Below are 22,749 nucleotides of genomic sequence, written 5' to 3'. Positions count from 1 at the left end.
ACGGTGTCTGATGGTAGCGCGACGGATGTGCGACCCGCAGCCAGTGGTCGAAGGAACGTCCTAGAAGAGCGAGTAGGACGACCACGATCTCGTAAATGCAGATAGCCGTCGCGAGTGCAGGGCGGGCAGGCTTATATCGAATCAGAGGTTCCTTTCGCACAAGAGGTTATCGACGGTATCAGTCTGAGCGAAAATGGGTTCAGCTACATGTTCCTTGAAAGTCGGGATTTCGGCAAGTTCGGTCCTGAGGTTTCCCAAAACACCGTTTTGCGGGAGTGTGCAGGCAGTCTGTTGCAGCTATGCCCTCCGATAGTCTGCTAGCCGCGATCGCTTTCGCTCCGCGACCAGTGCTATTAGGGGCAGAGGAAACGGTCCACAGGCGCCACCAATGCCGCAGGACGGCAGGGGTCTCAGGACGTTCATGAGGGAAAATCGAGGGCACAATAAGGTCACAATAACGGTTCCTCAGCGTTACTTTTAGGGCTTATTGGAGCCATCCATTGCCCGGCGTTTCTATAATTTACGGGTTTCAGGCTCACTGTCACGGCAGAGGTCGCGGGTTCGAGCCCCGTCGTCCCGCCACTCAATCTAAAGAACTTACGATTGAATGGGGCCTAAGTAACAGCCAAAAAGACAACAGAGGTCCGGGTTTGATAGGGGTGCAACCCCAGTGACCTCCGACGTGTCTGCGCGAATCTCTGGCGAAAGAACGTCGGGGATAAGGGGCAGATCATTCCCGCTTGGCTGCTCCTCGATACGGACCGCCGAATGTTATCTTTGTGCCGAGTTTGAGACCGCCATTGCAGTGAAATTGGAGAAGTACGGCAAGCCGAATGGCGCTGGTCCAAGACGACTACCAGAATTCTGTAGCAATAACTTCCGGAGCTTCGGGTGTATCTCCAATCACCTTCAAGTGCAACACAAGCTGAAGATTCTTCTTGGACCAATCTTGCGGCGCTCGCCGAAGGGCTGCACTCAACAAATCACTGTTCGTCACGAGCTCCGCGGCGCTCTCGGTTCCATATTGCGTTGCCCCGCTCACTAGTACCACCATGGCTCTGGCTTCAGGAACATACACTCTTGACACGATCGCGTAGTCCTCGTCAGTGTGCAGATCTTTAGCAAGATGATGTGGATACCACTCGGTCGATTGGCCGCGATCCGTGATCATCCCTCCTCGGCTGTCATCGATGAAATAACGAAATTCCTTACTGATTGCCGCCCATTGGGTGCTCGAATAGCCGATCAACACTAACGAGTGACGGCTAAGCTCATGGAAGTCGACGGTGCTGCTCGTCATCATTTTTGATGCATGCCCCAATCCTTGAAGCACAGTAGAGATCTGCTCGGCAGCGCGTACATCGCCCTGCCCAACGAACTGGTCAGTCGTTAATACATATTCGGTCGGTCGCCTGGGAATCTGTATTTGCGATGATGCATAAGAGATATATGCTGGCACTGGAGTGGTTACGATTAATACGGGAGCCGGATTCTGAAAAACAGGATTCCAGAATTGATTAACGATAGAAGCAGGTTTGGTGTGTTTGAGCCAGAAGAGTCCCGCAACAGCCAATAGGAACGCTGCCAGCAATAAACCACTTCCAATGCGCCATTTGTAACTGTAATGATGAGGGCCCGGAGTTGGGACCACGTCTAACTGGATCGACGGTAAAATTAGTTCCGTCGTCAGTGGTCGATTGCTTTCCCCTCCGGTTTGGGGACTCTTGGCTCGAACAAAATCGGGTACATAGCCTCCCGTCGGCAAACTGATCCAGACGGCAGAATTTTTCCCCAGCCCGGCATAGTAAAAGCCCAGCCTCTTCCGAACCTCGCTGGCTTTGATACGCACGATTGCATCTTCACTCGTGTCATATGCGGGATCACGACCGAAGACTCCGACTCCAATTGTCCTCTCTTTGAGCTCATGTTGATGGCCGAGGAGGGTCTGCTCAACCACAAAAGCTAAGAAGTCACCGCATCGTTTACTCATGGCGAAAGCAGAGCTCTGGAGCAGTTCGTCCAAGGCGGTCCTGATCTCTTCGACCGAGATTCCCGAGAATCGCACATTCGTCTCCTGCATGGAGACTCCACTGCTGCGCGCATTGTGGCTGGGAGTGGCACTCATGTTGCGACTATATACCTGATCATCCTTCCCCTAGTTTGGCGTGTGCCGCTGCCGGCTTCCTTAAATCATTGTTTTATTGCGGGTTAGGGACCGTTAGGAACGTAGCGAGAATTCTTGCCACTGCTAACTTCATGTAAAGCAAGCGGACAAAAAGTGAAGTGGCGCTTCCAGCGGAGGGTGATACATGAATACAAGAGCTTCATGCTTTAGAACGATTTGGCAATTTCTTCTGCTTCCAATCATTGTCTTCGGCGGGGGAATCGCTGCCTTCAGTCAAGCCGGTCGCGGCGGCCTGAACGGCCTAATCTCCGATCCAGCCGGAGCCATCGTCCTGGGAGCCAGGGTGACGGCGCTCAATCGAGCAACGGGTGTCGCGCAGTCAACCGTCACCACCACCGCCGGCCTGTACTCATTTGTTTCGCTAACCCCGGGTATTTATACGGTGACCGCCAGTGCAGCAGGTTTTGAGAGCACCGCTGAGGATAAAGTGATTGTCAACGTGGACCAGGTAAGTTCCATCAACATCACGCTCCAGGTGGGCAGCGTGAATCAGGTGGTGACGGTGTCTGGGGCTACCGATCTTGCAGAGACAAATAACTCTACGGTTGGCCAGCTTATTTCGGCCGAAGTCATTGATCGAGTCCCACTATTGACCCGCGATGTTTTCCAGTTGGTGCAACTGAGCGCCGGAGTCCTTCCCACCAACGGCACACCCAATGCATCTGACACACCCAGCATCTTCGCTGCGCGGGCGGGCGCGGATGTTTCTGCTTACACCATCAATGGTGCACTGCAGGGCAGCGTCTACTATATGCTTGATGGCAGTCCGATAGGTATTGCCGAAAACAATACGGCCTCCATCATCCCGGCTCTTCAGGTTCCGGAGGACGGCGTCGATGAGTACCGCGTAGAGACCCAGAACGCTCCTGCAAGCTACCAGAGCGGAGGGGCGGGCGTAATTAGCCTGGTCAGCAAATCTGGCGGGAACCAGTTTCATGGTGACGGTTTCGTCTATATCCGCCCAGATACTCTGGGAGCAAACGATTACTTCAATAAACAGAATCAGTTGCTCGCGGGCATGCCTAACCAGACTCCTGCCTTCCACCGTTATCAAGAAGGCGGAGCGATCAGCGGCCCCATCCTGCACAAAAAGCTGTTTTTCTTTGCCGACTATGAAGCTACCCAACAGCGAACCTATGATGCCGGATATTTTACGGTGCCCACTCTGGCGGAGCGCTCCGGAGACTTCTCCGCAGATGCGGGAAACTTTACCGTCTACAATCCGCTGGTTCCCGATAACGCAAACGGAACCAGGCAGCCATTTAGTGGCAATAAGATCCCCGCAGGTGACATCGATCCAGTAGCGAAGAACTTCCTGTCTCAATTTCCTCTACCGGCACCAAATCTTTCCGGAACAGGACCATATCACATCAATAACTACTTCGGCGCTGGTCTTGATCCGAACGATGCTCAAAAATTTGATATTCGGGGAGACTACTATCAAAGTGAGAAGCAGCGTTTCTTTGCGCGATTCTCGTTTGATCGGATTTTCTTTTCCAATTCAAATCTCTATGGCAGTGGCCATCTGGATCCGTATTACTTCCAAAATACGACGAATGGCCGCAACATCTTGCTGGCTGATGACTACACACTGAGCCCTACATCTGTTCTTCAGTTGCGGTATTCCTTCACCCGCCACTATGAAGATCAAGTGGGCGATACCAGTCAAGATGGATTCAACATAAGCACCTTGGGATTCCCCCAGGAGCTTGCAAGCCAGGTGCTCTTTCCACAGGTCCCTACAATTCTCCTTTCTAACACCACCGGCATGGGGGGGACGACGAACTACAACACCTTCATCTTTGCCAGCGAGAATAGCGATTTTAGTGCGACCTACACCAAGTCGACAGGGAAGCATGAGATCGGCATTGGGCTGGAATATGAGAAGAAGTTCATGAATGTAGGCCAACCGCCTGCGCCGGCAGGATCCTATAGCTTCGACACCACGGGCACAAGTTCTACGACCTTTGCCGGTGACGGCAGCGATTTCGCCTCGTTTCTGCTCGGCATAGGCGAAGCCCCTGGTAGCGAGTCTGGGAACTTCACCCAGGATCTGTTTGCCGCAGAGGCCAACTCCTACTATGCGAGTTTTTTCCAGGATAACTACCATGTGACTCACTCTCTAACTCTTGATTTTGGGGTTCGCTGGGAAATATTCGGTTCCCGAACGGAACGCCATAACCGCTTAGAGTACTTCGATCCAGGCCTGCAGTATTCCGCCGGCGGGGTATCTCTAACTGGAGGAGAAGTCTTTGCGAATGGCGCCCACCGCAGCCCTTTCACCACAAATCTGACCAATTTCGCTCCCCATGCTGGTTTGGTGTGGCAGGCTATTCCTCATCTCGTCTTACGCGGCGCAGGTGGGATCTACTATGGACCCAGCACAAAGATGGTATCCAATGCCTTCCAGGACAGCGACGGATTCGCGTCAACCTCGGCATGGGACGCAACCAATTACAACGCTGACGGCAATACGACAATCAACAATCCATTGAGCAATCCCTTTCCCAACGGCATCACTAAGCCTACTGGCGCATCGCTGGGACCCGCCACGTATCTTGGCTCTGTCTTGAATACCGTCTCGCATTCGCCACGTACATTGACGACCTATGACTTCAACTTTGGATTCGAGTACGAATTCCCCCACCAGATCATCTTTAGCGCTGCTTATGTTGGCAGCAGGGGATTGTTCTTGCCGCTGGGTACGAGCTCTGCCGATGAAAATCAGCTCTCCTTGGGCACCATCCAACAGTATGGTGCCTCTTTATGCGTCGTTCCTAACCCCGATTGCGTCATGGTTCCAAATCAGTGGGCCGCAACACAGCCATCGACAAACGCCAACTATGGCTCGCCTACCGTCCCGCTTTGGGTCGCGTTGCAGTCATACCCTCAATTTGGTACCGGTAACTATGGCGCGGGCAATGGAGTTCTGGTCAATGGCTATCCCGCTGGCGGCTCCAAATACAACTCACTACAAAGCAAGGTGGAGAAGCGCCTGACCAGTCACTTTACAACGTTGGCGAGTTTCACCTGGGGGAAATTGCTGACAGATGATTTCACGCCGCCGCTCAATTTTATTGGCTATCACGTTGGTCTTCCACAAGATTGGAAAAATCTTAACATTGAACATTCCCTGGCTCCGCAGGATGTAAAGTTTCAATTCAACTGGCAAATATCGTATGACTTGCCAATCGGTAAGGGCCGCGCGCTGAACTTGAACGGAATTGCGAATCAGGCATTCGGGGGCTGGACGATCAATACAATCGCCTATCTGAGCACTGGCGTTCCAGTCGCGGCCCCGAACGGCACGGGTGATCCCTACTTCCTGCAACGGGTCAATCAGAATTGCGATCCTGGCAATGGTGCGATGCACACACCTGCTCAGTGGTTCAACTACACTTGCTTTTCGACGCCTGCCAGTCAACTTCTCCCCGGCTCAGCGCCCGCCTTTCTTTCTCATGTCCGCACAGATGGTGCGCACGATTTGGATCTTTCTCTCTACAAAAACTTTCGCCTGGGACATGAGAGAAATCTTCGCTTCGAGGTCTCTTCATACAACTTCACCAATTCGGTTCAGTTTGGATATCCGAATGTATTTTGGTTTCCAACGCCGACTCCGCAAAATATGGCCGGCTTCGGTCAGGTCACGAGTGACGCAAATACACCGCGCCAGTTTCAGTTCGGGTCGAAGTTCACATTTTGAACGATCGAGTCAATTGGCGGTGTAGCAGGCTGCACTATAGTGCGAAGTGATACATCGATATCAATAAACAAAAAACAACGACTATGGCCTGGGAGGTCATAGTCGTTGTCCTTACCTCGTAGCAGCTTAAAATCCCGTCGATTGATATTAGTAACCCAGACGCGACCTTGTTTTTCACAACCTATTATTTTTGAGGGTTCACGGCATTTACGAAGGTGGTCCAATTGCCGACAACCGCTGCATCTGGGTAGGTATACCAGAGAAGTAATTGGGGATCGGCGTCGGTGACCGCATCCGTCAGCATTGTCTGGAGTTGACTGCTTGTGGGAAAGACGCATACTGAAGCGGATACGCAAGCGGACGGCTCATAGGTCTCCCAACTATATGCTTGTAGGTCCACATAGTCCGGCTTTCCATAGTTGTTCGCAATCGTAGTCAAGTCCGCGGCCGCCGTGGCTTCGTCACTGGCTGGGGCGCCTGTACCGACTGGGTAGTAGTCAGCGCCCAGTAAGTCAGCAAAGCTGAAAGGATCAAGATATGCTTTCAGGTTCGAGAGGGTCGGCTGCTCGGCATTGGTCCAGGTGGCGGCAATCAACTGTGGGTGAGTGGTATCAAGAGAGTGAATCAGGTTGTAGAGATTGTGAGTGTCTGTTTCAACCGTGGATGTATCGTTGGGTTCGTCTCCTGTCTGGTATCCGTATGTGGCAGGAAGATCCTTTACCAGGTTGACCAGGTAGGTGATGAACTGCGGGTTGGTGGTGCAATTGCAGTCGGGACCGACTTCGCTGTAGTCAGAGATCAGATACCCCGCATTTTTGCCTGTTGTTGTGCCGACGTATTGCGCGAACGCCGGGTCGCCGAACGGCCAGATGATCTTCAGCCCCAGCGTATTCGCTTCAGCAGCATAAGCCAGGATCTGTGCTTGGGATCCCCAGAAGGCACTATAGTTGAGCACGACAGTGAAGTTAGCAGCTGCGATCGTTTGCAACTGAGTCTCTGCGGTCTCGCCGGGCAAGCCATAGCAATTCGCGCTAACCGATTCCTCCCCAGTACTGCCGTCGACGTTGCAACTCTGGAAGACTCCTTGCGGAGTGGTTGTGATTGGTACGGCAGCAGTCTCCTGTGTGGACGGTGAGCTACTTGTCGTTACATAGACCAGCGAATGGTGCTCGAGAACTCGTTCGGCAAAATCAGGACTCGAGCTGCCGAGATCCACCACATACCTTCCGTTCTCGTCAGCTTGAACCGAAAGGGTTTCTTTCCAAAGGAGCTCTCCCGAAGTGTCAGCTCCTGCCCGAATGTTGAAGGTAATTTCGTGGACTCCCGATAGAGGTTTACCATCTGCGTCGAGAAGAGTTGGCCTCAAATGAATGGAATGTTTATCGGAGGGTTGAGAAGAACCTGCAATCGATTGCCCAAGTCCAGGGTCTGGACTGGATGCTGCGTGAATGAACGCGGGGGTAGCCAACATTAGGGTTGCCCAGGTGATACAGAGAACACGAAACTGGTTCATAGGTTCATCCTTCGAATGAATTCCTCGGTGATTGCCAAGGTTGGACGAACTGTAACTGGTAGAACCAGGATTTGTAACGTTTCGAACAGAACCTAACCGTTGTATTTTATCGTGACAAATCTTCGTTGGCCCCAAAGGCGGACGAAGAGCATCTTGTGCATTCTCGGTGAGGATCTCTTACGCTCGGGCACCGCTTCAAGCACAGGACCAGAAGGGCAATTGGAGAGTTCGTGTGAATCACTTGCGTTATAGACAGAGTCCTCCCATTGGACAGGGAATTCTCTTGTCATGCAGCTGCATTTGGGGCGGCATAGATTCAGTGCTCTGAAATGGTGACACCATAGAGGTACAAAATCCTTTAGACCCATACTGCAATATGGGTTAGGCACCGTTAGGAACCTAGTCAAATCGAAGACGCCTGTTAGTTTCGGAGTGGGAAATCGGGGGGGGAAACTAGGTGTTACTTCGCTCTATCTGTTTAACATTTGCAAGTGCATGCGTAGGGCTGTCTTTGGCGTCCGCTTCAACGATCGGTGACACCAGGAATACGAATTTAGATCAGGGATGGCAATTGCACTCCGGTTGTGACCTCAACACATCGGGTTCAACGATTGCGAGTACAAGTTTCTCTCCCGTAAGATGGCTTGACACCTCGGTGCCTTCCACGGTGCTTGCAGCCCAGGTCGCTGCCGGTCAATATAAAGACCCTTATGTTGCGAGGAATTTGCGAGCCATCCCCGGTACCGACTATCCGATCGGCGCGAACTTTGCCAATCTTCCCATGGCAAAGGAGAGTCAATATCAATGCGCCTGGTGGTATCGGAAGCGATTTGACATGGAGAAAATAGCTCCCGGACGCGTAGTGTGGCTCCACTTCGATGGAATAAACTACAGGGCCAATATTTGGATCAATGGAAAGCTGCTGGCGAACTCGTCGAAAGTTGCAGGCGCATATCGGAGGTATGACTTTGACGCGACAAAGGTTCTCCTTTCCGGAAAACCCAACGTAATTGCGGTGGAGACGTTCGCGCCAAGCCCTACCGACCTGGGAGTGAACTGGGTCGATTGGAGTCCGGCTCCTCCCGATAAGGATATGGGAATTACAGGCGCAGTCTATTTGAAGACAACTGGCCCGGTCTCCGTGCGTTCGCCGTTGGTCAGTACCCATTTTATCGACGCATCGTTGAACACTGCTGAGTTAACCGTGGCCGGTGAATTCCACAACGCATCCATGATTCCGACGCATGGTATCGCATCTGTGTCTCTTCTCGGTTTCAATCTGCAGCAGACAATTGATCTCGCTCCCGGTGAAGAGAAGACCGTCGTATTCGCTCCGAAGCGGTACTCGCAATTGATCGTCCAACATCCGTCCATCTGGTGGCCCTACCAGATGGGAAAGCCACAGTTACAGAACCTCACCTTGCGCTATTCAGACGCTGCAGGGCTTTCAGACGAGCAGGATGCACAATTTGGAATTCGAGAGATGACCTCTGAGTTAACTGGAAAGGGATATAGGCTCTTTCGGGTGAATGGAAAACCGATTCTCATCCGCGGCGGCGGCTGGTCACAGGATATGATGCTTCGCGTTGACTCTGAACGCTTGCAGAAAGAATTTGCTCTCATCCGTGACATGCATCTCAATGCAATTCGCTTGGAAGGCAAGTTGGAAACTGATGAGTTCTATCGTCTTGCCGACGAACAGGGAATTCTCGTGATGGCAGGATGGTCCTGCTGCGACCAGTGGGAACATTGGGATAAGTGGACACCGGAGAACTTTGATGTGGCGATTGCTTCGTTGCGGTCCCAAATGCTTCGTCTCCGTATCCATTCGAGCCTGTTTGCGTGGTTGAACGGAAGCGACAATCCTCCTCCCCCTAAAGTCGAGCAAGCCTATCTCGACATCGAGCACCAGACTCGTTGGCCTAATTCGATCCTTTCGAATGCAACCAAGATTCGCTCGGATGTGAGTGGTGACAGTGGCGTCAAGATGTCAGGACCGTACGATTTTGTAGCTCCTTCCTATTGGCTTACAGATCACGACCAGTATGGCGGGGCATACGGGTTCAACACAGAGACTGGCCCCGGAGCCGCGATTCCGAGCATTTACAGCCTTGAAAAATTTATACCCCACGATCAATTGTGGCCGCCCAATGACGTATGGAGCTTCCACGATGGTGGAGGCGGATTCGACAATCTCGATGTCTTCAATGCCGCGATGAAGGCGACCTATGGTGTTCCAACGTCACTCCACGAGTATGAGCAGATGTCACAAGTCATGGCATACGATGGCGAACGTGCGATGTTCGAGGCTTACGGCAGGAACAAATATACCTCCACTGGTGTTGTGCAGTGGATGATTAACAACGCTTGGCCATCGATGATTTGGCATCTGTACGACTACTATCTTGATGCAGCCGGCGGCTACTTCGGAGCAAAGAAGGCCTGCGAAATGATCCACATCCAATATTCCTATGACGATCACGGAATCTTTGTGGTGAACAGTCGATATGAGCCAACAGAGACGATGCACGCCTCCGTACACGTATATGACATTCGGTCGAAACAGATCTTTGAACAAAGTGCTGATTTCGGCGTGACAGCCGACTCTTCCACAAAGGTGATCTCAATTCCCGATTCTCTGTTCTCCGGCAATTCACGAGTGTTGTTTGTGCAACTGGAACTGCGCGATAACGCTGGAGCAGTATTGAGCCGAAACTTCTATTGGGTTCCGACGAAACTGACCGAATTCGATTGGAGCAAGACGGACTATATGAAGACTCCGGCGCTCCATCCCGAACTCATGACTGATTTGCGAAACATGCCACGCGTAAGAATTGTGGCAAAGCTTCTCCCTTCGACCCTGGCAGGCGCAGTTACCGTCCAGCTTAGCAATCCTTCCGATACGCTTGCATTTCAACTTTCCGTAAGAGCTCTAGACAAAAACGGGGACGCCATTGATCCGGTGTTCTGGTCCGACAATTATGTAACGTTGATGCCGAATGAGACTCGCATATTGACGGTCCACACCTGGCCTCATGAACAGGCTGCAATCGGTTCACTCGTCGTTTCAGGATGGAACGTTGACGACACTGCCGTAGAAGTTACGGCGGAGAAGTTCGAACCCCGGCCTCATTGAACGTTTCGTAGCATTCTACGAATGTCCAAGCAACAACGCTTCCAAAGCCATTGACGCGGGACTTACCCGCTCGCCTATCCCCTATCGGAGCCCACAACGACGTCAAGGAAACTATTATGTCCAAGATCAAATCGATAAAGTGGATTTTTGTTGGTGCGAACCACATAAGAGCTGGCTGGCGCCCTTTTGTTCGTTGTGTGTTGGATAGCGCTCTATGCGGCAATCGGACTACCTTCGCGTCACCTTCCTGCACGTTGATAAGGGGCACGAAGTTCCCTTTCATGTTGCTTCGGTCGGTAAAGCTTTGCAACTCATCGCCACACTCGGTGCAACGTGGGTGATGTCGAAAGTGGAGCGTCGCAACATTTTCGCCTATGGATTAATAGGACCGCGTTTCCTTGCCTGGTGTGTGCGAGGCTGGCTAATTGGTCTGGCTGCGGTATCGCTCATGATTTTGAGCCTGTGGAGCCTTGGCTGCTGGCATTTCGATGGAATGCATACTCACGGTAGCTCAGCACTTCTTTACGCGATCCTTTGGGGGTTCTTATTTTCTGCGGTTGCCTTCAGCGAGGAGTGCACTTTTCGTGGTTACCTGTTCGTTACTCTGAGCCGTGGCATGAATGCCTGGCCGGCTGCAGTATGCCTATCCATACTCTTCGCAGCTGTCCATTTGAGTGGTAGTGGTGAGAATTGGTTTGGCATCTTTGCTCTTTTCTTTACGGGCCTGATGTTCAGCTTTATCGTTTGGCGGACTAAATCCTTGGCCGCCGCCTTCGGTTTACACGCATCCTGGGACTGGGCACAATCCTATCTATACGGAGTCGCAGACAGTGGCAATCGAATACATGGATATCTCCTCAAGTCGCATATGAGTGGAAGTGAATTGCTGAGTGGAGGTTCTGTCGGTCCAGAAGGAAGCATCCTGGTCATCCCAGTCATGCTGCTAATCGCGGTGGCCGTCCATCTCACAACGGCCCCCAGGCATCCGTCTGACTAACGCCTTCCATCCGAAGCACATTCGGTTCGCTCATTGGCGATTTAGCATCAATTCCTAATTATTCCTTAAGGCAGGCGTGTTTCTCAGGAGATAAGAGGGCTTAGTTAGAATGAGTAGATCTGGTGCGCCCTTTCCCCGATGTGTGAAGATAGTTGCGGAGAATCTATGAATATCCTTCTTTTCGGAAGAGGCGTTATTACGACACTTTACGGCTGGACCTTTGAGAAGGCCGGTCACAATGTCACGTTCTACGTCCGTCCGGGAAGGTCGGCAGAATATGGCTCTCATGTACATTTGGATATCTTTGACATGCGCCGTGGAGCGCAAAGGAAGCACGTCGACGAAGATTGGCCGATTCGCATGGTGGAGGAGTTGCCCGCGGATCACTCCTACGATTTGATTTTGGTCAGTGTTCAGGAGTGGATGTTTGCTGAGGTGGCGAAGCTCCTCGAGTCACGCGCGGGGCACGCCACGATCCTCATCTTCAGCAATTTCTGGCGTGACCCTGAAGAGGCAACACGAGGACTACCCAAAGATCAAGTGGCCTGGGGCTTTCCGCTCGCAGGGGGCGCCTTCCATGCGAATGTGCTGCGCGGCGCGATCTTTGCTTCGGTCAACTTCGGAACATTTTCTGCATCGCTGACCAGGAGCGAGGTAGTGGCACGGAAGCTTTTTCGCGATTGTGGATTCAAAATTGCAGAGAAGACTAACTTCAGGGACTGGCTGTGGATTCATTTTGCGACGAACGCCGGCCTGATGTCACAGGCTATTTACGCTGACTCCATGGAATCGGTGATGGGCTCATTCAGCCAAGCGAGAGAGGCAGCGTTGACCCTGCGAGAGATGCTTCCCGTTCTTCGGGCACGCGGGATTAACCTACGGCAAAACTTCATGGAGCTGACTCCCCTCCGTATGCCACCGTATCTATTCGCCGCAGGTATGGTGGCCGCATTCTCTTTCAGCAAACCTTTCCAGGCTGTAGTGGGGAGGGGAGATCACAAAGAGGAGACTAGCAGGACCGTTATTAGCGTTCTGCAGCAGGCAGCGGAACTTGGAATCGAAACCCCAAGACTACGGAGAGCAGCAAACAGGCTCGGCAGTCTCGGCGCTTGAAGTTAACCATTCTGCGATTGCAGTGATGTTGCATCTTCGCTCGCTGTCCGGCGGCGGATCGGCCAACTCATTTGGTCCCAATAAGTCTTAGTGCAAGTCGTCTTGTGTTTAACGACAGCTCTCCAAGTCGTTTAGATTGTTTGCTGACAGGCCAATGCACTCATTGAGTTTCTTTGGACAAGTGCATTGGGGATTATGCAGGGTCGCGATACCCGTTCTGGCCAACCAACGAGACATCTTCGGGGATCACTTACTACCCTCGGGGCTCCCACGACGCCTGGATTTCGGTAAAAGGTGAGGCTGTTGCGGATCGTATTCCTCAAGGAGGAGACGCAGTCCCATTTGGAAGCGATCTTTTCCGATCTCAACCCGGCCGCTTTTGAAGACTTCCGCAATCCGGGGGAAGTTACCTGTAGCTATCTGTACTGTTGCGAACTCCCAGTCAACCTCTTTTTCTCTGGCTGCTTCGCGGAGCGCATGACCAAAGACGAAGTCGTCGACCATGGCGAGCAGTGTGAGCTTCTGTTTCGCTGTCATCGAAGTCTTTGCGAGTGCCTCCAGGCACTGCTCCATATGGCGCATCGCATTGACTCCGGGAGGAGCCGACTGCATCGAGACGAGCGCCCAGGGGTGACGGAGGAACATCGAGTGAGTCCGAGTGGCAATCTCCGTGATCGCACGTTTCCAATTCTTGGGCACCGACTCTAGAAGCGCTACGCTCATCAGCGCGTCATCCATCACCGCGATCAGATCGTCTTTGGTCTTAACGTAATAGTAAAGACTCATTGTTCCGACATTGAGTTCCTGCGCCACACGACGCATCGAAACCGCTTCAAATCCTTCCGTATCGGCGATGGCGAGTGCGGCGGCGGCGATCGATTCGCGACTTAGTTGTACTTTTGTTCTTGACATTCGTACACCGTACCATTATATCTTTTCGTACAATGTACGAAACTAATATGATGCCCCCAAAAAACGTATTGATCGTCGGAGCTGGACCAACCGGGTTGACGCTTGCGCTTGACCTTTTACGCCGGGGAATACCCTGCCGCTTGATTGAGGCTGCGGAAACACCCTTCACTGGTTCGCGCGGCAAAGGCCTCCAACCGCGAACGCTCGAAATCTTCGATGACCTCGGGATCATCGAGCCGATCCTCGCCGCCGGTGGGTGCTATCCAAAGCTACGCATTCACCTGGGCCCTCTTTCGATGCGCGTAGGCTCGCTAGGCTCCTCCAAACCGCCGACTGAGAGCACCCCTTATCCAAACCTCTGGATGGTGCCGCAATCGCGCACCGAGGCAATCTTGCGCGAGCGTTTACAGGCTCTCGGTGGCCGAGTTGAGTTCAATCGGACGATCACCAACGCCCACCAGAATCAGGATGGCGTTGACGCTACGTTATCGAACGGGGAAACGGTGAGAGTGGACTACCTGATCGGATGTGATGGCGGCCACAGCACAGTGCGAAGAACGCTTGGACTCAAGCTGGAGGGCGAAGCGATCGACGAAAAGCCCATGATCGTCGCAGACGTCGAGATCGCTGGACTTGATCGCCGCGACTGGCATCTTTGGCCATTCGTCAAAGGTGGCGTGATTGGGCTTTGCCCGTTGCCGAACACACCGCTTTTTCAACTGACCGCGAAAGGGGAACTGGCAGGAGCAGATATCGAGGGCGTAGTACTTAAGGCCACCGGGCATCGCATCGACCGCATTGTCTGGAAGTCGATCTATCAGCCCGCAGTCCGCATGGTAAATCGCTATCGCGTTGGCCGCGTGTTCCTGGCAGGAGACGCCGCACACGTGCATCCACCGGCCGGGGGACAGGGTCTCAACACTGGCGTGCAGGATGCCTACAATCTGGGCTGGAAGCTGGCACACGTCCTGCGCGGCGGACCTGATTCATTGCTCGACAGCTACGAATCCGAGCGTCTGCCCATTGCCGCCGCTGTATTGGGTTTGAGCAAGCGTCTGCACCAGACACGGTCAATCAAGCGCGGCGATGCGACCAATCAACTCGCCTTGCATTATCGATCCAGCTCTCTGTCGTCGGGCAATGCACTGGGAAATTTGCTGCCCGGAGATCGCATGCCGGATCTCCGGCTCGACGACGGTAGCAGGCTCTTCGAACACATGCGCGGATCCCGCGCAACCGAGGTTGTCACGATCGAAGGACAACGCATTCTGATTCGCCCCGACGGCTATATTGCGCACATCGGTGAGACGCACTTCAGCGAATACGCCGGAGAGCCCACGCAAGCTATTATGGGCGCAGTCTCTCTGCCAAGTCGCCGATAGATCAAGCCCTTGTGCTCTCTCCCCGAGAGCACAGAGGCTTTTTTACGCCCAGGTCGCGGAGATGTCGCATGACGCTTCGACGGCAGACTATGGAGATACGGCGATTGTGCAGCAGCTACTCGCCACCTTTGCTGCCTTTCTGGACGATTGCTCAGATCCTCCAACGTTTATTCTCAAATCGAGCAGGATCACGCAGAGCCACGTTCCAAATACTCTCTGGTCGGGTGCCAGCTCGGACTTGGTCTACGATCTGCTGTCGATGGGCTACGTTGATGGCCAATCCTGAGTCATTTAGGCCCTTAGAGCCGAATCTTTCGATCGCCTTCATATTCTTAGGTCAAGGCCTAAGATCACAGGTCTTTGTGGTTGATTTCTCCCAAAATACAACAGATTCATCATTCACTCCACGGCGAGCCCTGACTATCATCGCAATTGATAAAGCTGCTAGGACGCGCTCTCTCATGGAGCCGATCGCCAGCAGAGGTAAAACATCTCACGCAGTATCCAAAAAGGAGCAACTCCCGTGGCCACAAATGAGAATCGTCGTGCAGTTGGCGACGTAGCAGCACGCCAACTAGCGAACACTACAAAAACAGCTCCTCAACTCAGTGCCATTACACCGCGCTGGCTTGTACAGCTACTCTCATGGGTTCCGGTGGAGTCGGGAACCTATCGCGTCAACAAGGTTAAAAACGACACTGATATCGAAGTCGCTTGTGGGAACCGCGATGAACGGAAGCTGCCGGAGACTTTTGTCGACTATATTGAGAAGCCTCGTGAGTACACACTGAGTTCGATCTCAACCGTGGTGGATGTGCATACGCGCGTCTCTGACCTCTACAGCCATCCCCACGACCAGATCCGTGAGCAGTTGCGGCTGACAGTGGAGAAGGTAAAGGAACGGCAGGAGAGCGAGCTTATCAATAACGCGGAGTATGGCCTGCTGAAGAATGTGGATCAGGCCTTTAAGGTGAAGACGCGCAAGGGAGCTCCCACCCCTGACGATCTGGATGAATTGATCGCAAAGGTATGGAAAGAACCGGCATTCTTCCTGGCTCACCCTAATGCCATTGCGGCCTTCGGACGTGAGTGCACCCGCCGCGGAGTTCCTCCACCAACGACAACGATTTTCGGTTCACCGTTCCTTACGTGGCGCGGCCTGCCGCTGGTGCCCTCGGACAAGCTGGCCGTGGATGCCGCAGGCAAGACGAATATCCTTTTGCTGCGCACGGGCGAGAAGAAGCAGGGCGTGGTTGGATTGTTCCAGCCTGGGCTGCCGGGTGAACAGACTCCTGGTCTCTCGGTGCGTTTCATGGGAATTGATCGCAACTCCATCGCCTCGTATCTTGTCTCGCTCTATTGCTCGGCGGCGGTGCTCACCGAGGACGCCTTAGGCGTGCTCGAGAACGTTGAGGTCGGCCATTATCATGAGTACAAGTGATCAGGACAAAGCCGGAATCTTTTCGCCGCTCATGACTGAGGATGCGGGTGGTGCACTGCCTCCCGCATCGGCGGGCCTGCCGGACGTTACCGCCTTAGCCCAGATGGCAAACGAATTCTTTCGTGCGCTTCCTGGGCAGGCGGGGCAGTTTGGCGGCGCGCAATCTGCCGTGACGGTGCCGAGTATGGCTCCGCAATTCGGCGCTACCCCGTCTTCGATACTTGCTGTTCCGTCGGCAGACAAGCTTCCCAGCGAAGCTGACTTGCAGCGACTCTCAGGGGGCGGCGCTTCGTCGTATCAGCCTGAGGTTGCAGCGGCTCCAGCTCCTGCGACTTCCGGGCCGTATTTTGATCAGGGGTTGCCGAGGGATAGGGCACAGAGTCTTCCGACGGGTGATTCTTCATCTCCGTTCGCGCAGTCACTGCCTTCGTTCGAATCCCCATTTCCTCTGTTCGAATCTGTGCTCCCTGCCACTGCGCCTTTGGCTACGTTTCCGACTGAGGACGACGTGATGGCGGCTTTGAATTCGGTCTCTTCCTTGTACTTCCTGGAGGACGCCGGTGCGCTTTCAAAGCCGACGACGGCCACAGCTGCTCCAGTAAGTGCTGCGAGCATCTCTCCTTCGCTACTGCCGGACCTGCAACTCCCTCGCAAGCAGTTCGATGTGGGGGCGGTGCGGCGGGATTTTCCGATTCTGCAGGAGCGGGTGCATGGCAAGCCCCTCATCTGGCTGGATAATGCAGCGACGACGCAGAAGCCGCAGAGCGTGATTGATCGCATCTCATATTTCTATGAGCATGAGAATTCAAATATTCATCGTGCGGCGCATGAGCTTGCGGCCCGGGCCACCGATGCTTATGAGGATGCTCGCGAAAAGGTAGCGCGCTTTATCAATGCCTCTTCCGTGAAAGAGGTTGTCTTTGTCCGCGGTGCAACTGAGGCAATCAATCTGGTGGCGCAGAGCTGGGGACGGCGGCACATTGCGAAGGATGACGAGATCGTCATCAGCTGGATCGAACACCACGCGAACATCGTTCCCTGGCAGATGCTCGCTGCGGAGACAGGCGCGCGTCTGCGTGTGGCTCCCGTGGATGACGACGGACAGATTCTGCTCGATGAGTTTGAGAAGCTACTCGGTCCGAAGACACGTCTCGTGTCGGTGACACAGGTCTCAAATGCCCTGGGCACAATCACGCCCGTCCGCCAGATGGTCCAGATGGCCCATCGCTATGGAGCACGCGTCCTGGTGGATGGAGCGCAGGCGGTGTCGCACTTGCGCACGGACGTACAGGCGCTCGATTGCGACTTCTACGTGTTCTCCGGCCATAAGGTATTTGGGCCTACGGGTATTGGCGTGCTCTACGGCAAACCCGACGCGCTGGCAGACACACCTCCCTGGCAGGGCGGCGGAAATATGATCGTTGACGTTACTTTCGAGAAGACGATCTATCATGCGCCACCGGCACGTTTCGAGGCAGGAACGGGAAACATCGCCGATGCGGTTGGACTTGGTGCCGCCATCGACTATGTGGAACAACTTGGCATGGAGAATATCGCTCGCTATGAACATGACCTTTTGATCTATGCGACGAAGGGGTTGCTAACGATTCCTGGTTTGCGTTTGATTGGAACGGCTAAGGAGAAGGCCAGCGTTCTCTCGTTTGTTCTGGATGGTTTTCGCACCGAAGAGGTTGGGGCAGCGCTTAACCGCGAAGGGATCGCTGTGCGTTCCGGTCACCATTGCGCACAGCCTGCTCTACGTCGGTTTGGAGTCGAAACCTCTGTGCGTCCTTCGCTGGCGCTCTATAACAATGATGAAGACGTGGATGCCTTGATCACTGCATTGCGCAAACTGAAGAGCAGTGGTGCATAGATCGAGTTTCAATACCGTAGACAGCATGGTTGGCAGGATGATCAGATCCGCTGACCACTGCTGAGAATCGCTGCATTACCCTGATCATCTCGTTGAGACAAAGGGTGGGCAGTACATTTGAGGCCGGACCGAAACAGAGGCAATACGTCTGTTGCGGTTCGGCTTTCGCATTGTGGAAACGGTGCATGGCGCTTTCATTGCCAAATGCGATTACCTTGACGAGCAGATCCTTGGCTTCCTCTGGATTCTGATTGGACTAGCGGTGTATTGGCTCCGACGCGGTAGCCGGCACCGGTCGGTTGTACCTACCTTCGACGACGAGTCGCTCTAAACTACTGCACCTACGATTCTCCCTGCTCGATTTTCAGATACAGTCTCCACTAGCCCGGTCAGTTTCTTGCCTGGGCCATCTTCGTTCTATAACGGATGTGATTGTCAGTATCCATCCGGCCAATCCAAATAGGCAGTGCTGAGGTCAGTGGGGTTAGATGGATGCTCCTCTCGGTAAAGTAGAAACAGGAGAATCGTGTGCGCATTGTTTTGCATCGCATCGCAGCAAGCTGTCTTGCAATCGGAGTAAGTGTCGGGTTGGCGGCGCAGACGGCTGTGCCCGGAGCTGAAAGAGTCGCAGAACCGCCGGTCGTGGCAGCTTCGGCGATGCCGCCGAAGGTCCTTGGGGAGGCGGTCAATCCGGTGGCCGACCCCAAGGCCGTGATTACGCTGACCAATGCGAGGTTTACTGTACTGACTCCTGAATTGATACGCATGGAGTGGGCAGCGGATGGGAAGTTCGAAGACCACGCTTCGTTTGTGTTTCTGAACCGGCGGTTGCCGGCTCCGAAATTTGAATATCAGTTGGAGAAGACGGACGCCGGCCAGCGTCTCACCATCAGGACAAGTGCGCTGACACTTACCTACACTTCGGTATCGACGCCGGGTGCCGACAACCGGTTTTCAGCCAACAACCTCACCATAAAGCTCACGGTGGACGGCAAGGATGTGGTCTGGCATCCGGGTCTTGCCGATCCGGAGAACCTGCAGGGAACCACGCGCACGCTCGATGGAGCCGTTGGCGCGAAGACCCCGGAGCCGATCGAGCCGGGCCTGGTCTCCCGCTCCGGATGGGCGCTGGTCGACGACTCGACACGTCCTCTCTTCGACTCCACAGACTTCAGCTTCAAAGAAGGGGAGAAGAGTCCCTGGCCCTGGGTGATGGAGCGTCCCGCCGGCGAGCGGCAGGACTTGTACTTCTTCGGCTATGGTCACGACTACCGCAAGGCGCTTGGCGACTATGTGCGCGTGGCAGGCCGTATTCCACTGCCGCCGCGCTTTGCCTTTGGCGCCTGGTGGTCACGCTATTGGGACTACACCGACCAGGAGCTCGATGAGCTCGTAAAAGGTTTTCACGAGAACGATGTGCCGCTCGATGTGCTGGTGATCGACATGGGGTGGCACATCGGCAAGCCGCAACTCAGAGCCCTTGGCGAAAAGGATCAGGCAGGTTACGACCTTGGCTGGACCGGCTACACCTGGAACAAAACGCTCTTTCCCGATCCGGAGCCGTTTCTCAAGAATCTGCATGAAGAAGGTCTCAAGACCACGCTCAATCTGCATCCGGCTTCGGGTATCGAACCGTGGGAGCAGGCGTATCCCGCCATGGCGCATGCCATGGGTATCGATCCGGCGACGAAGAAGTACGTACCCTTCGACCCCACCAACAAGTTCTGGGTGAGCAATTACTTCAACCTGGTCCTTCATCCGCTCGAGAAAGAGGGCATCAACTTCTGGTGGCTGGACTGGCAGCAGGACCACGACACCAAACTACCCGGTGTGAACAACACCTGGTGGCTCAACTACCTCCACTTTACCGACCAGCAGCGCGAAGGCGCGCGGCCATTGCTCTTCCACCGCTGGGGCGGCCTGGGGAATCATCGCTACCAGATCGGGTTCTCAGGCGACACGATCTCCGTGTGGGATTCGCTGGCCTTCCAGCCCTGGTTTACAGCAACGGCGGCCAACGTCGGGTACGCCTATTGGAGCCACGACATCGGCGGCCACCAGCCTGGCGCCGTTGAGCCCGAGCTCTACACCCGTTGGGTGCAGTTCGGAGCCTTCAGCCCTATTCTGCGCACCCACACCACCAAAAATCCCGGCAGCGAGCGCCGCGTCTGGGCCTATCCAGAGCCCTATTCGTCTGTCCTGCGCTCTGCCTTTCAGTTGCGCTACGCCCTTGAGCCGTACCTCTACACCGAGGCGCGACGCACGTATGACACCGGCGTAGCCTTCTTCCGCCCGCTCTACTACGACTGGCCTCAAGACGCAGCCTCGTATGAGAGTAAGGGTGAGTATCTCTTTGGCGACGAGATGCTGGCCGCGCCGGTGACGACGCCAGCGGACAAGACCAGCGGCCTGGCTACGGAAAAGGTGTGGTTGCCAGAGGGCGAGTGGATCGAGTGGCCCACCGGCAAGCACTTCACCGGTCCCGTCAGCATGGATCGTAACTTCTCCATCGAGCAAACGCCCGTCTACCTGCGCGCCGGAGCCATCGTTCCGATGCAGCCCCCCATGCGCTACACCGGAGAAAAACCCGTCGATCCACTCATCGTGAACGTCTGGCCGCTGGCGCCGGGGACCGTTTCCAGCTACTCCGTCTATGAGGACTCCGGCGTCTCGGTCGAGTACCAGCACGGCGTCTTTGCGCGCACGCCCATCAAGGCTGCGCAAACTGGCGACACCCTGCGCGTTGAGATCGGTCCCGTTGAGGGCGGCTATCCAGGAATGCCGAAGGCTCGCGGCTTCGAGTTGCGCCTGCCCGCCGACTGGCCGCCGGCTTCCGTCACAGTCAATGGCGTTGCGGTTAAGCACGCCAGCAGCACAGGCAAAGGGGGCTGGTCCTTTGAAGGCAATACGCTGACTACGACGATTCCCGTGCCCAGTGAAAGCGTGAGGGGCAGAGTGGCGGTCGAGGTGCGCAGGACGGCGGGAATGACTGCGCGGCGTGGTGAACTGGACGGCTTTGCCGGGAAGATGACACGGCTGCGCGGCGCTTATGACGCCATTCAGCAGACCTGGCCGCTCTCTGATCCGCCGGATGCCCTCGTTGAGGCCATGCAGACTGGCGATCGCCTGAGCTATCACCCAGAGACAGCCCAGGAAGAGATGGCCAACCTTCGTCAGTTGTTGCCTAAAGCACAGGCCGCCATAACGGCAATCGACTCGACCTACGCCTCGCGCCTGGAGGAGTTTGTGAAGCATCAGTCGACCAGTTCCTGGCGTCCTGCTGGGATGGATATGAAGGCCGAGAAGCAGCGCCGGTTGGATGCTATGTCCAGAGCGCAGAGGCTATTGGCGGAGGCTGGTAGGTAACAGCTAAGCACCAGGAAAGAAACAGCAAGCCCATTCCTCCGGTGTTCTGGATATAGTTAATAAAAAGCGGGGAGCGAGATGGAAGAGTTTAGACGGCTGACACGTCTGCCGGCATATGTATTCAACATTACGAGTGAGCTTAAGGCTGCAGCACGCAAACGGGGCGAAGACATTATCGATTTCGGGATGGGGAATCCCGATGGAGCGACACCGGCGTTCATCGTCGACAAGCTCATCGAAGCGGCGCAACGAACGAGGACGCATCGTTACTCCCTTTCAAGGGGAATACCAAGGCTGCGAAAGGCGATCTGCGACTGGTACAAGCGGCGCTATGATGTCGACCTCAATCCGGAGACGGAAGCGATCGTCACGATCGGATCGAAGGAGGGCATAGCGCATCTCTGCCTGGCCCTGCTTGACGACGAAGATACGGTCGCGGTGCCGAATCCGAGTTATCCCATTCACATCTTCGGACCGGTCATTGCAGGATCGAAGATCCAGAGCATTGCGTTGGATGGAGTCGATCAGGCCGCTCTATTGGAAAAACTGGAATATGAGCTGCCGCGCATGGAGCCGCGGCCGAAGTTGCTCATCCTGAATTTTCCCGCAAACCCCACCGCGGCTTGCGTGGACCTCTCATTTTTCGAACGGCTTGTGCCCCTATGCAAGGAGTTGGGCATCTACCTGGTGCACGATCTGGCCTATGCGGACCTGACATTCGACGGCTATAAGGCGCCGAGCATCATGCAGGTCCCTGGAGCCAAGGACATTGCGGTCGAGTTCTTTACGCTCTCGAAGAGTTACAACATGCCCGGATGGCGTGTCGGCTTTATGGTCGGCAACCCCAAACTGGTGGCAGCGCTGGGGCGGATCAAGAGTTACTTCGACTACGGGACCTTTACTCCAATCCAGGTAGCGTCGATTGCCGCGCTCGAAGGCCCACAAGACTGTGTGGCGGAGATCCGCGATATCTACAAGGCACGTCGAGATGTGCTGGTACCAGGACTGAACAAGCTAGGCTGGGCCGTTGATCTGCCTAAGGCAACGATGTTTGCCTGGGCGCGTATCCCGGAACAGTACCGGACTATGGGCTCGGTCGAGTTCTCCAAGAAGCTGCTGCTGGATGCC

13 protein-coding genes are annotated in these 22,749 nt (G+C 54.6%); 10 read left to right on the top strand and 3 right to left on the bottom strand.

What is annotated here, in order from left to right:
- Positions 1 to 853 precede the first annotated feature (853 nt).
- Entirely contained in the window at positions 854 to 2,080 is a 1,227-nt protein-coding gene (locus GSQ91_RS15945; RefSeq protein ID WP_158822756.1) for a hypothetical protein, read from the bottom strand.
- Positions 2,081 to 2,309: 229 nt separating this feature from the next.
- Here GSQ91_RS15945 and GSQ91_RS15940 point away from each other — a divergent pair, with 229 nt between their 5' ends.
- The gene (locus tag GSQ91_RS15940) at positions 2,310 to 5,888 is read left to right on the top strand and encodes a TonB-dependent receptor (protein ID WP_158822755.1); all 3,579 of its coding nucleotides are present in this window, start codon (positions 2,310 to 2,312) and stop codon (positions 5,886 to 5,888) included.
- A gap of 184 nt (positions 5,889 to 6,072) precedes the next feature.
- Here GSQ91_RS15940 and GSQ91_RS15935 read toward each other — a convergent pair whose 3' ends face one another.
- Complete coding sequence (locus tag GSQ91_RS15935) at positions 6,073 to 7,401, bottom strand: hypothetical protein (RefSeq protein ID WP_158822754.1); 1,329 nt, start codon at positions 7,399 to 7,401, stop codon at positions 6,073 to 6,075.
- 457 nt (positions 7,402 to 7,858) lie between these two features.
- Here GSQ91_RS15935 and GSQ91_RS15930 point away from each other — a divergent pair, with 457 nt between their 5' ends.
- The 3 genes from GSQ91_RS15930 to GSQ91_RS15920 all read left to right on the top strand — a co-directional run bounded on the left by GSQ91_RS15930 (position 7,859) and on the right by GSQ91_RS15920 (position 12,647).
- Entirely contained in the window at positions 7,859 to 10,537 is a 2,679-nt protein-coding gene (locus GSQ91_RS15930; RefSeq protein WP_371417118.1) for a sugar-binding domain-containing protein, read from the top strand.
- A 214-nt stretch (positions 10,538 to 10,751) separates the two neighbouring features.
- Complete coding sequence (locus GSQ91_RS15925; protein ID WP_158822752.1) at positions 10,752 to 11,534, top strand: CPBP family intramembrane glutamic endopeptidase; 783 nt, start codon at positions 10,752 to 10,754, stop codon at positions 11,532 to 11,534.
- Positions 11,535 to 11,699: 165 nt separating this feature from the next.
- Positions 11,700 to 12,647 carry a ketopantoate reductase family protein gene (locus GSQ91_RS15920; protein WP_158822751.1) on the top strand — a complete coding sequence of 316 codons (948 nt, stop codon included), beginning with the start codon at positions 11,700 to 11,702 and terminating at the stop codon, positions 12,645 to 12,647.
- 246 nt (positions 12,648 to 12,893) lie between these two features.
- Here GSQ91_RS15920 and GSQ91_RS15915 read toward each other — a convergent pair whose 3' ends face one another.
- Positions 12,894 to 13,559, bottom strand: coding sequence for a TetR/AcrR family transcriptional regulator (locus tag GSQ91_RS15915; RefSeq protein ID WP_158822750.1), 666 nt, complete (start codon positions 13,557 to 13,559; stop codon positions 12,894 to 12,896).
- 47 nt (positions 13,560 to 13,606) lie between these two features.
- Between GSQ91_RS15915 and GSQ91_RS15910 the strand changes: the two genes are divergently transcribed.
- The 6 genes from GSQ91_RS15910 to GSQ91_RS15885 all read left to right on the top strand — a co-directional run.
- Positions 13,607 to 14,941 (top strand): FAD-dependent monooxygenase, encoded by a 1,335-nt coding sequence (locus GSQ91_RS15910; RefSeq protein WP_216845281.1) that lies wholly within the window; start codon positions 13,607 to 13,609, stop codon positions 14,939 to 14,941.
- Between the two features lie 61 nt (positions 14,942 to 15,002).
- The gene (locus GSQ91_RS15905) at positions 15,003 to 15,227 is read left to right on the top strand and encodes a hypothetical protein (RefSeq protein ID WP_158822749.1); all 225 of its coding nucleotides are present in this window, start codon (positions 15,003 to 15,005) and stop codon (positions 15,225 to 15,227) included.
- Positions 15,228 to 15,464: 237 nt separating this feature from the next.
- The gene (locus GSQ91_RS15900) at positions 15,465 to 16,382 is read left to right on the top strand and encodes a family 2A encapsulin nanocompartment shell protein (protein ID WP_158822748.1); all 918 of its coding nucleotides are present in this window, start codon (positions 15,465 to 15,467) and stop codon (positions 16,380 to 16,382) included.
- On the top strand, positions 16,369 to 18,255 hold the full coding sequence (locus tag GSQ91_RS15895; protein ID WP_158822747.1) for a family 2A encapsulin nanocompartment cargo protein cysteine desulfurase: 1,887 nt from the start codon (positions 16,369 to 16,371) through the stop codon (positions 18,253 to 18,255). Before GSQ91_RS15900 ends, GSQ91_RS15895 begins: the two co-directional genes overlap by 14 nt.
- 528 nt (positions 18,256 to 18,783) lie before the next feature.
- Positions 18,784 to 21,621, top strand: coding sequence for a glycoside hydrolase family 31 protein (locus GSQ91_RS15890; protein WP_254064629.1), 2,838 nt, complete (start codon positions 18,784 to 18,786; stop codon positions 21,619 to 21,621).
- A gap of 78 nt (positions 21,622 to 21,699) precedes the next feature.
- Positions 21,700 to 22,749, top strand: a 1,050-nt coding sequence (locus GSQ91_RS15885; protein ID WP_158822746.1) for an aminotransferase class I/II-fold pyridoxal phosphate-dependent enzyme, incomplete at its 3' end; no start/stop codon positions are given.

Origin of the sequence: Granulicella sp. S156, assembly GCF_009766105.1 — a bacterium.
Lineage (GTDB): Bacteria > Acidobacteriota > Terriglobia > Terriglobales > Acidobacteriaceae > Granulicella.
This window is presented reverse-complemented; position numbering and strand designations above follow the sequence as displayed.